This is a genomic window from Rubritalea sp. (assembly GCF_039830215.1).
Taxonomy (GTDB): domain Bacteria; phylum Verrucomicrobiota; class Verrucomicrobiia; order Verrucomicrobiales; family Akkermansiaceae; genus Rubritalea.
In genome coordinates this window covers 1-9,316 of sequence record NZ_JBDOPO010000057.1, presented here as the reverse complement: position 1 = coordinate 9,316, position 9,316 = coordinate 1, and the positions used below count along the sequence as shown (strand labels likewise).

Annotated in this window: 10 protein-coding genes; 7 read left to right on the top strand and 3 right to left on the bottom strand. The window is 48.5% G+C overall.

Going from position 1 to position 9,316, the window contains the following annotated elements:
• A partial coding sequence (locus ABGY95_RS01535; RefSeq protein ID WP_347439915.1) for a CDP-alcohol phosphatidyltransferase family protein occupies positions 1 to 361 on the bottom strand: 361 nt, incomplete at its 3' end.
• A 109-nt stretch (positions 362 to 470) separates the two neighbouring features.
• Between ABGY95_RS01535 and ABGY95_RS01530 the strand changes: the two genes are divergently transcribed.
• On the top strand, positions 471 to 941 hold the full coding sequence (locus ABGY95_RS01530) for a peroxiredoxin (RefSeq protein WP_347439914.1): 471 nt from the start codon (positions 471 to 473) through the stop codon (positions 939 to 941).
• 49 nt (positions 942 to 990) lie between these two features.
• Positions 991 to 1,956, top strand: coding sequence for an amidohydrolase family protein (locus ABGY95_RS01525; RefSeq protein ID WP_347439913.1), 966 nt, complete (start codon positions 991 to 993; stop codon positions 1,954 to 1,956).
• A 20-nt stretch (positions 1,957 to 1,976) separates the two neighbouring features.
• On the opposite strand, the gene ABGY95_RS01520 is transcribed toward ABGY95_RS01525, so the two are convergent.
• Positions 1,977 to 2,438, bottom strand: a complete 462-nt coding sequence (locus tag ABGY95_RS01520; protein WP_347439912.1) for a hypothetical protein — start codon at positions 2,436 to 2,438, stop codon at positions 1,977 to 1,979.
• 117 nt (positions 2,439 to 2,555) lie between these two features.
• Here ABGY95_RS01520 and rsmA point away from each other — a divergent pair, with 117 nt between their 5' ends.
• Positions 2,556 to 3,914: a 16S rRNA (adenine(1518)-N(6)/adenine(1519)-N(6))-dimethyltransferase RsmA gene (gene rsmA, locus ABGY95_RS01515; RefSeq protein WP_347439911.1), complete on the top strand. Its 1,359-nt coding sequence runs from the start codon at positions 2,556 to 2,558 to the stop codon at positions 3,912 to 3,914.
• 283 nt (positions 3,915 to 4,197) lie between these two features.
• On the opposite strand, the gene ABGY95_RS01510 is transcribed toward rsmA, so the two are convergent.
• Positions 4,198 to 4,617, bottom strand: coding sequence for a hypothetical protein (locus tag ABGY95_RS01510; protein ID WP_347439910.1), 420 nt, complete (start codon positions 4,615 to 4,617; stop codon positions 4,198 to 4,200).
• 181 nt (positions 4,618 to 4,798) lie between these two features.
• Here ABGY95_RS01510 and ABGY95_RS01505 point away from each other — a divergent pair, with 181 nt between their 5' ends.
• From ABGY95_RS01505 to ABGY95_RS01490, 4 genes are all read left to right on the top strand, one after another.
• Positions 4,799 to 6,070, top strand: coding sequence for an OmpA family protein (locus tag ABGY95_RS01505; protein WP_347439909.1), 1,272 nt, complete (start codon positions 4,799 to 4,801; stop codon positions 6,068 to 6,070).
• A gap of 124 nt (positions 6,071 to 6,194) precedes the next feature.
• Positions 6,195 to 6,686, top strand: coding sequence for an excinuclease ABC subunit B (locus tag ABGY95_RS01500; protein WP_347439908.1), 492 nt, complete (start codon positions 6,195 to 6,197; stop codon positions 6,684 to 6,686).
• A gap of 4 nt (positions 6,687 to 6,690) precedes the next feature.
• Positions 6,691 to 7,827 carry a protein arginine kinase gene (locus ABGY95_RS01495; RefSeq protein WP_347439907.1) on the top strand — a complete coding sequence of 379 codons (1,137 nt, stop codon included), beginning with the start codon at positions 6,691 to 6,693 and terminating at the stop codon, positions 7,825 to 7,827.
• On the top strand, positions 7,820 to 9,316 hold a 1,497-nt coding region (locus ABGY95_RS01490), incomplete at its 3' end, for an ATP-dependent Clp protease ATP-binding subunit (protein ID WP_347439906.1). The genes ABGY95_RS01495 and ABGY95_RS01490, both read left to right, overlap by 8 nt.

The following is a 9,316-nucleotide window of genomic DNA, read 5'->3' as shown; positions in this document are numbered from 1 at the left end:
CGCAGCCAATGCCGATACTTACATCCCGGGCCACTACCATGATTAAATACCACATTGGTATAATCCAGTCAGCCTCCCCCCAAGGCACAAAGGAAAGTGTGACTAGCCCTGTGAGCATGAGAACCTTGTCGGCGAGGGCATCGAGTACAGCACCAAGTTTTGACGTGACCTTGAGTTTTCTTGCGACATAGCCATCAATTCCATCGCTAGCAGCAGCAATGATGAATGAGGCTAGAGCCAGATACCGAAGGCTCTCTACTGGGGCGCCATCTTGGATGGATTTACCATACATGACAGCTAGAACCCCGAAGATGGGAATCAGCAAAAGACGTATGGTCGTGATGGCATTCGCGGGATTCACTTTTTAAAAGAGATAGGCAGCAGGGAGGAATTGCATAGTTAGTACTTGAGAGGGAGGGAACGTGCAAGTATTAGCAGAGCATCGCATTTCATCAAACCAACAAACGCAAATGAAACCAGAAATTGGCAGTGAAGCCCCAGCATTTTTAGCCCCAGTGATTGGCGGCACCTACCAAGAAGAAACCCAAATTGAACTTTCGGAGTTTGTCGGGCAGCGGTTGGTTCTTGTTTTTTACCCGAAAGATAACACTCCAGGGTGCACGACTCAGGGCTGTGCCATACGAGATGATTGGTCTCAGCTAAATGGCAAGGCGCAGGTTTTTGGCGTGAGCATCGATTCAATCAAGAGCCACCAGAAGTTTATCGAGAAACAGCAACTCCCGTATGCTTTGATCAGCGATGAGGGTAAACAGATAGTGGAGGCGTATGGCGTCTGGGTGGAAAAGCAGATGTATGGGAAGACATACATGGGCACAGAGCGTAGCACATTCGTGATTGGAGTGGATGGGAAGATCGAGGCTATCCTTGAAAAAGTGAAGCCAGCAAAGCATCTGGAGCAATTACTCGAGGTTTTGGGCTAAACTTAAATTCCATAAATACTCTCGATGAGCCTACGGAAAATGGATTGCCATGTCCATTTGGTGGGCGACGGATCATCTGGCAGTGCTTGTTGGTTTAGTTTGCCGGCCCCTTTATAAGAGTTTTTTTGGGGCGAATGATGATTCGCGGACTGGGCTTGCCGCTGAGTACGCAGTCAAGACTGCTTTGGAGGAACAATATGCTGAGAATTTAGCCAAGCAAGTACGCGAGAGCGATCTCGATGCTGCGGTGGTTTTGGCTCAGGACATTCCCTACAATGATGAAGGCTGCCGCATGCCAAATGACGCCCAGTGTTATGTGGCCAATGACTATGTGGAGGATTTGGCAAAAAAGCACCCAGAACTGATCCCAGCATGCTCGATTCACCCCGGTCGGCCAGATGCAATGGAGGAGCTTGAGCGTTGTATTACGGCGAAGATGCCAGTTCTTAAATTACTCCCCAATTGTCTGAATATCGACTACGAGGATGATCGCTACCTTCCATTCTGGAGTAGAATGGCTGAAGAGGGAATGATTTTACTCACACTCACTGGCGGTGAGCTGACGGTGAAGGTCTATGATGCAAGCTTCGGTGACCCTAAGAGATTAGCTAAAATTCTTGATTGTGGGGTGACTGTGATCGCGGCGCACTCCGCTGGTCGTAGTGGCTTATTCGATCCAGACTGGACTGGTGACTTGATTGATATGTTCGGGCGATACCCGAACCTTTATGCAGATAATAGCGCGCTTTGCAGTCCGAACCGGGCACGCACTTTGAAGCATATTCTCCCGCCTGAAGTACAGCAGCGCATCATTCACGGCAGTGACTACCCGATGCCAGTCTCCGGAGTTGGGCCATGGCTCTGCGGGAAGCTTAAGTTTTCGGAGCATTGGAAGATCAGCAAATCAAAAAATATTCTGCAGCGTGATTACTTGCTAAAAAAGGCAATTGGGTTTGAGGCTGATACATTTACTCGGATGGAGACATTGCTGCAGCGGTCACCCATGGTGAAATAAGGAGGGAAATGAAGGGGTTCCTATTCGCTCTTTTTGACTACTTCTAGTTTGGTAATCGTTCTAACAGGAAAGGATGAGCCTCCTTTTGTCACATAGTTATGGTTCCATGAGAGTTTGACGGTGTCACCAGACTTGAGAGCTTTGATTTTAGCTAAAGTAGCTTTGTCGACTTTAACTGTACCCAATTGGTCTTCGACCATAACTTGGAATTTTTCAGCTTTAGGGTCACCGTATTTCCCTGGTTTAACATAGTTGAGATATTCTTTGACGGAAAAACTGACGACACTACCGGCGTGGTGGCATTTGTCTGGGCAGTTAGCTGTGTGATGGCGGCATGTCCGAAAGCTGGAGCCAGTAAAAGCTGCGATGGTTTCGTGTGATGAGAGGAGTTTTACTCCCTCAGGTTTGTCCTCGGCTCTAATCTGATGGAGAGTTACAGGCAGAAAGGCTAGGGCGAAAAGAATGATCAAAAGGCGTTTCATCCTCCATTTATAGCACAGTGGAGCGTATTTGCTAGGACTCTCTAGGTTTCAGAAGATGTGCTCTCCTTTTTTACTACCTAGAGTTGATTGTCTGGAATTGTTCGCTAGAAGGAGGGCATGGATTTAGGCGACATCAAAAAGGTGCTGAGCGATGCAGGAGTTACTCCTTCACGTCAGCTCGGACAAAACTTCCTCTGTGACGCAAAGGTGGCACGCGGGATTGTGGACCAACTCCATCCAAATGAGAATAATATCGTTGTCGAGTGTGGGCCTGGTACTGGAGCTTTGACCGAACATCTTGTTGGCCGAGTAAAGAAGGTTATCTTGATCGAGTTCGATGCTCGTCTAGCTGAGTACCAAACGAACAAGTACGCCGACAACCCCGACGTTGAGGTGCACCATGCAGATGCTGCTCGTTTTGATATCCGCCAGCTTTTCAAATATGGTCCAATCAAGTTGTTAGGCAATCTTCCGTACTCTGCGGGGGGCGCGATTATGCGCAACTTTATGAAGCGACCAACAATGGTTTCTCGTGCGGTTCTCATGCTGCAGAAGGAATTTATCGACCGTATCATCGCAGTACCTAGAACCAAAGACTACGGTGTGCTGACTCTACGTATGCAGAGTGAGTGGGTGAGCAAGCCGGTGATGCTCGTGCCGCCAGAAGCATTTACCCCACCGCCGAAGATCGATTCAACCGTGATGGTGTGTGTGCCAAAGCCTGAAGGAGATCTTCCAATTTTCGATGCGCGCTTATTTGATGAACTCATTCGCCGAGGTTTCTCACAACGTCGCAAGCAGATCAAAAAGCAAATGCCCGACCATCTTGCATGGGAAGATGTGGCAGCAAAAATGGATTTGCAACTGACCGCGCGCGCTGAAGAAATTTCTCTAGAAGACTGGATAGAAATCACACGACTCTACGACGACAACCCGCTCAAAGATATCCCTCAGAAAGATGATGAGATTTTTGACGTGGTGGACGAGAATGATGAAGTCGTTGGCCAAGAAATTCGCAAGGAAGTGCACGCTAAGAACTTACTGCACCGCGCCGTGCACATTCTAGTGTTCAATAAGAACAAAGACATCCTTCTGCAAAAACGTTCGAGCCTAAAAGATAACTTTCCAGGTCGTTGGGATAGCAGTGCTGCAGGGCACCTCGACTCTGGTGAGAGTTATGAGGATTGTGTGGTGCGCGAGCTTGGCGAAGAACTCGGAATCGAGGGAGTCGATACTCAAAAGATTGCAAAAATTCCAGCATCTGAGAATACGGGCTTTGAGTTTATCGAGCTTCACCTCGCACGTCACGACGGAGCTTTGCGCTTCCCGTGCAGCGAAGTCTACGCCGCTGAGTGGTTCACCATGGAACAAGTCCGCGAATGGGTCGCCGCCCGACCTGAAGATTTTGCCCCAGGCTTCCTCGAATGCTGGAACCTCTTCGAAGAGAAATGGGTGCTGCAAAAGGGGAGTAGCTAGCCAAAGGTTATACAGTATCGCCGGAGTTGATCATGCACCTACGGCTTAGAATTATTCATGTCATTAGGGGTTAAGAACACAGCTTCCTTCGCTTTTCCCGTGAGAGGGTAGCGAACAATATAGCTGTATAGGCCGACATAAATGTATTTTTTGTCTGTTGCTATCGAGTTTGGGAGCTATGGGGCCAAGCTTGATCTTGATCTTGATCTTGAACGATGATGCTGAGTTTTTTGTTGATAGTTAAACGATGAATAGCGCTTGATGTGGCCAGTGCGGCCAATTCCTAAAATTTGAAGATCCAGTCCACCAGCGTCGCGGATTGTCTGTTCGAACTCAGCACAATATGCTGGGATACCAGCTGTAGAGACAGTGCCAGATGGGAGATTGATGTCCTTGGCTTGAAGTAGTTCTGGTTGAAAATCTTCTGGTGCATGAAGTGCCAATAAGACTCGACTTTCGCCTCAGGAAGACCTGCGAATGCGTAGAGGTTGTAGCTAGTCACACTTTTCAAAGAAAGGAAGCCTTCCTTATGGAAGCGGACGAGTTTGTTGTAGTAGGCGATAGGAATGCCGCTAGTGGCAATACCGAGAACCCTTTGCTTACAGGCCACGCCATTTGTGCGAATGAGCTCGGCTGTCTCAGCTGCGAGCTTGGCGACAGCCTCTTGGCTGGCTGGAAATACTTCAACTGGCATCTTCTGCATAGGCTCGGGGTTTTGATTTATCGGACTTCTGATAGAAAGGTTGAATATGTATTGAGTGGGTTTAAAATTTAAACTATCCGACTGATTGATAGGAGGTGCGCTTATTTTGAGTAATAGTGTGAGTACAGTGTGTAGGGTTGAACAAATAGAAGGATGCTTTACGCTTTAGGGGAACTAAGAAATGGCAGAGCGAGGATACAGTTGGAAAAACGTGAGGCAGGGGTCGACTTTTAAGTTGCCCCAGACCGAGCATGTAGGGCGTTTGGTGATGACGGCCGTTGTGTTGGCTGTGCTAGCGCATGTGGCTGTTCTTTTTTGTCTAAAAAGTATGCACATTAGTTTCCCTGCGCTACGGGAAATTTTAGAGGTGGAGACTAAGCCGATCGTCGTTCGCGAAGTTGAATTTCGCGAGTCCCTACCAGATGTTCAAAAAGAGGAAATCGCTGAGCCTCCAGAGTTGGCTGGTGAATTGCTGGACGAGATCGAAATCCTAGAGGAAATTCCAGAGGACACGGAATTAGACATGTCGCCCGAGATTGTAGATCCTCATTTTGATATGGAAATGATAGTTCCTGCCATGGCTGGTGATGCTCTCGCGGAGAGCTTGGAGCCGAGCGCTGGACCAGAGCTGACTGAGGATCTTCCTGAAATCGGCAAAATGGAAGATGTGCTGCAGGTTGCGGCCGCTGGCCAACTAGTGATCGACCCCGGTGAGCAAAAAGCAGATGAGTTTGATCCAGATAAATTTAACGAAGAGCTCGAAAGAAAAGGTGCTGGTGGGTTGGCTGATTACGGTGCTTTAGAAAACTTCACCCCACTTTCGGCAATGGCTCGAATGGATGGTAACGCCCTGCAGAACACGAAGGGCATGATTGGATCTGACCTTCTATTTGAATTCAACCAAGCGACTCTAAGAGAAAGCGCGCGCAATAGTTTACTTAAGGTCGCGTTGCTTATCGACAAAAACCCTAGTCTAAATTGCTGGATTGAAGGGCACACTGACACGATTGGTGGAGACCTGCCAAATGGCGAGCTTTCACTAAGTCGTGCCAAGGCCGTCAAGCAATGGTTGGTTGAGTCGATGCGGATCGATCCAAAACGTTTGATCGTTATTGGCTATGGAAGGCGCCATCCCCTCATTAAAGAGGGAGACCAAGACCAACAGGCAATGAACCGACGAGTTGTGATCAAGATGCGGCGTGGGCAACCGTCCGCAGATTCCACAATGTTTTTGGCAGGCGCCTTGCCGCCTGAACCGGTAAAGCCTGAGCCAGCGAAAGCAGTTTTAGTGAAGCCAACGGGACCGCCAATCATCCCAGCCGCACAACGAGTAGAGGAAGATCCTCCCGCCCGAGCAGTGATCGAAGAACCGTCACGTAGGGCGCTTCCCCTAGAGGATGAACGACGTAGAGCAGTTCCTGTCATTCCAAGGCGAGCTGTGCCTGCGAGGTAGAAGAGGAGGGGCGGTTACTAAAACTTCGAAATAGTTGAGATGCTCAGCGGCTACTCTGGCGTATTGAAAAAAAAATGATTTCGCACTGGGAGTTTTCGTTCGCGTATCTAATCTGGATAGATAAATGAAATGCGAGCTCTGTGATAATAAAGCAACGGTGTTTTACACCCAAGCAGTACAAGGGGGACAGAAAAAGATCTGCCTCTGCGATGTCTGTGCAGATAACAGCGGCCTTACCGATCCTGGCGCATTTTCAATGGTAGATATTCTTATGGACGAGACACCCGAACAAGCGCAGCCCGTGATGGTTGCCGAGGTTGCTGAAGCGTGTGAGCATTGTGGGTTCACGCTGGAAGATTACAGAAAAGTCGGAAGGCTTGGTTGCAGTCAGTGTTACATAGCTTTCCGTGGGGAAATACTCCCTATATTGCCAAAGATGCACCACGGCACTAAGCACGAAGGTAAAGTTCCTTCAGGCATGGCTGATTCATTGGCATTGCGCAAAAAATTAGCGGCGATGAAGAAAGACTTAGAGATGGCAATTGCTGGTGAAAACTTTGAAGTAGCTGTAGGACTGCGTGATGGAATCAAGGAGTTGGAGGCTCAGATAAGCTGAGGCCATGATGCGATTTTCAACTTTGATGAAGCATCCTGCTGACTGGATGATAGGCAAAAATGTCAAAAACGAGGTGGTAGTGACTAGTCGCATCCGACTAGCACGAAATCTTCGAGATCAGTCATTTCCCGGTTGGGCAAAAAAGGCCGAGCGTATTGCTGCGATGGAGCAAATGCGACCGAAGGTGGAGGCGTTAAAGGTCATGAAAAATGGCTTTTCCCATGAGCTTTCCGAGCTAGAACCACTTCAGAAGCAAGTCCTAGTAGAGCGCCACTTGATAAGCCGTGAGCAAGCGGCTCGTGGTCATGGCAGTGCCGCTGTGGTGGATCGGGGGCAAAGGCTTTCCTTGATGATCAACGAGGAGGACCACTTACGCATGCAGTCGATCCGAGCGGGTCTGGATTTGCGCGAGGCACATCAATTACTTTCCAAAGTCGACAATGCTTTAGAGAAGGATCTTGCATTTGCTTACGATGATGAAATTGGTTATTTAACAGCTTGCCCAACGAATTTAGGAACTGGGATGCGTGCATCTGCAATGTTGCATCTACCGGCGCTCGTTCTTACCGAGCAAATTGGTCAGGTTCTACAAGCAGTAAACAAAATTGGCTTGGCTGTTCGCGGTATTTTTGGTGAAGGGACTGAGTCACTAGGGCATCTTTTTCAAATTTCAAATCAGGCGACACTAGGAGAAAGCGAAGAGGTGATTATCTCACGTCTCGAGCGGGTCATTGCCCAGATTGAAACCCACGAGACAAATGCACGCCTAAAGATGCTGGAAGATGAACCGAATCAGCTGAGCGATAAAATTGGCCGCGCCTACGGGATTTTGGGATATGCGACGATGTTTGACTCGAAAGAGGCATTCTCTCATATCTCATTGCTACGGATGGGTGCGGCAATGGGCTATTTTCCTGAGGGATCTATGCAGGCATGCGACTCCATGATGATGGAAATTCAACCCGCACATTTGCAGTTACACGCTGGCACTGAGCTAGAACCAGAAGCGCGCGATGTGAGTCGCGCAGAAATCTTACGCAGTAGGTTGCAAACCCTCACTGCGCCTGCTATCAATGTAGTCAATAATGACATGCCTAGTGATAGTGAAATCACTGGCGACTTAAATTTCAAGAATGAATAATTTTACCCCAAGAGCACAGCAAGTCCTTGCCCTAGCGCGCAAGGAGGCAGATCGATTTAACCACAACTACGTGGGTACGGAGCACGTGCTGCTCGGGCTTATCAAGCTCGGTCAGGGAGTGGCTGTTAATGTACTCGAACGTATGGGACTGGAGCTCGACACTGTCCGTTTAGAGGTCGAGAAGCAAGTAGGCTCAGGACCAGAACAAAATGTTTCCAGCCAGATTCCTTACACTCCTCGTGTGAAGAAAGTTTTAAATTTAGCGAATAAAGAGGCCAAGCAACTCAGTCATTCTTATGTAGGTACTGAGCATTTATTGCTAGGCTTACTTCGTGAAGGTGAAGGTGTGGCCGCGCGCGTTCTCCAGTCGCTCGACATCGACATCCAGCGCACTCGCCAAGAAGTCCTTGCTGAGATCGACCCTAATTTCAACCCAGACGACGAAGATGAAGTCTTCGAAGTCTTCGAAGAGGGAGATGAGGATGTCACAGAAGAAGGGGCGGAAGGGAAAACAAAGACTCCTGCGTTGAAGGCATTTGGACAAGATCTCACCAAAAAAGCTGAAGGAAATGGGCTCGATCCAGTGATTGGTCGAGAGGAAGAAATCGAACGCGTGATTCAGATTCTATGTCGTCGTACTAAGAATAACCCAGTTCTGGTAGGTGAAGCTGGTGTTGGTAAGACTGCTATTGTTGAAGGCTTGGCCCAAGAAATAGTTTCTGGTAACGTGCCTGAACTTTTGCGCGACAAGCGCGTGGTCACTCTAGATTTAGCCCTTATGGTTGCTGGTACCAAGTACCGGGGCCAGTTCGAGGAGCGAATCAAGGCGGTCATGGATGAGATTAAGAAAGTCAAAAATGTGATCCTCTTCATTGACGAACTGCACACTATTGTTGGAGCTGGTTCAGCTGAAGGAGCCATGGACGCTTCCAATATCATCAAACCTGCTCTCAGCCGCTCAGAGCTTCAGGTCGTTGGAGCCACAACACTGAATGAGTACCGTAAGTTTATCGAAAAAGACAGCGCGCTCGAACGTCGCTTTCAACAGGTCAAAGTCGATGAGCCATCGGTAGAGGATGCAGTTGAGATTCTAAAAGGACTTCGTGAGAAGTACGAAACGCACCACAAGGCAAAGTACTCAGACGACGCTTTAGAGAGCGCAGTGAAGCTGTCTTCTCGTTACCTCACTGGAAGATTTCTCCCAGACAAGGCGATCGACGTTATTGATGAGGCAGGTTCTCGTGCTCGCATTGGTCAGATGACTCGCCCCCCAGAAGTGAAAGAACTAGAAGCTAGGATTATTGATATCAACAAGCTCAAAGTGGCAGCGATCAATGATCAAGACTTTGAAAAGGCTGCTGCCCTGCGTGATGAAGAAAAGCAGGGGAAGGAGAAGTTGGAAACGACTCTTTCCAAGTGGAAAATTGTGAGTGAGGAAAGTACCGTTCCTGTCGCAGAAGAAGATATCATGGCTGTTTTATCGAAGTGG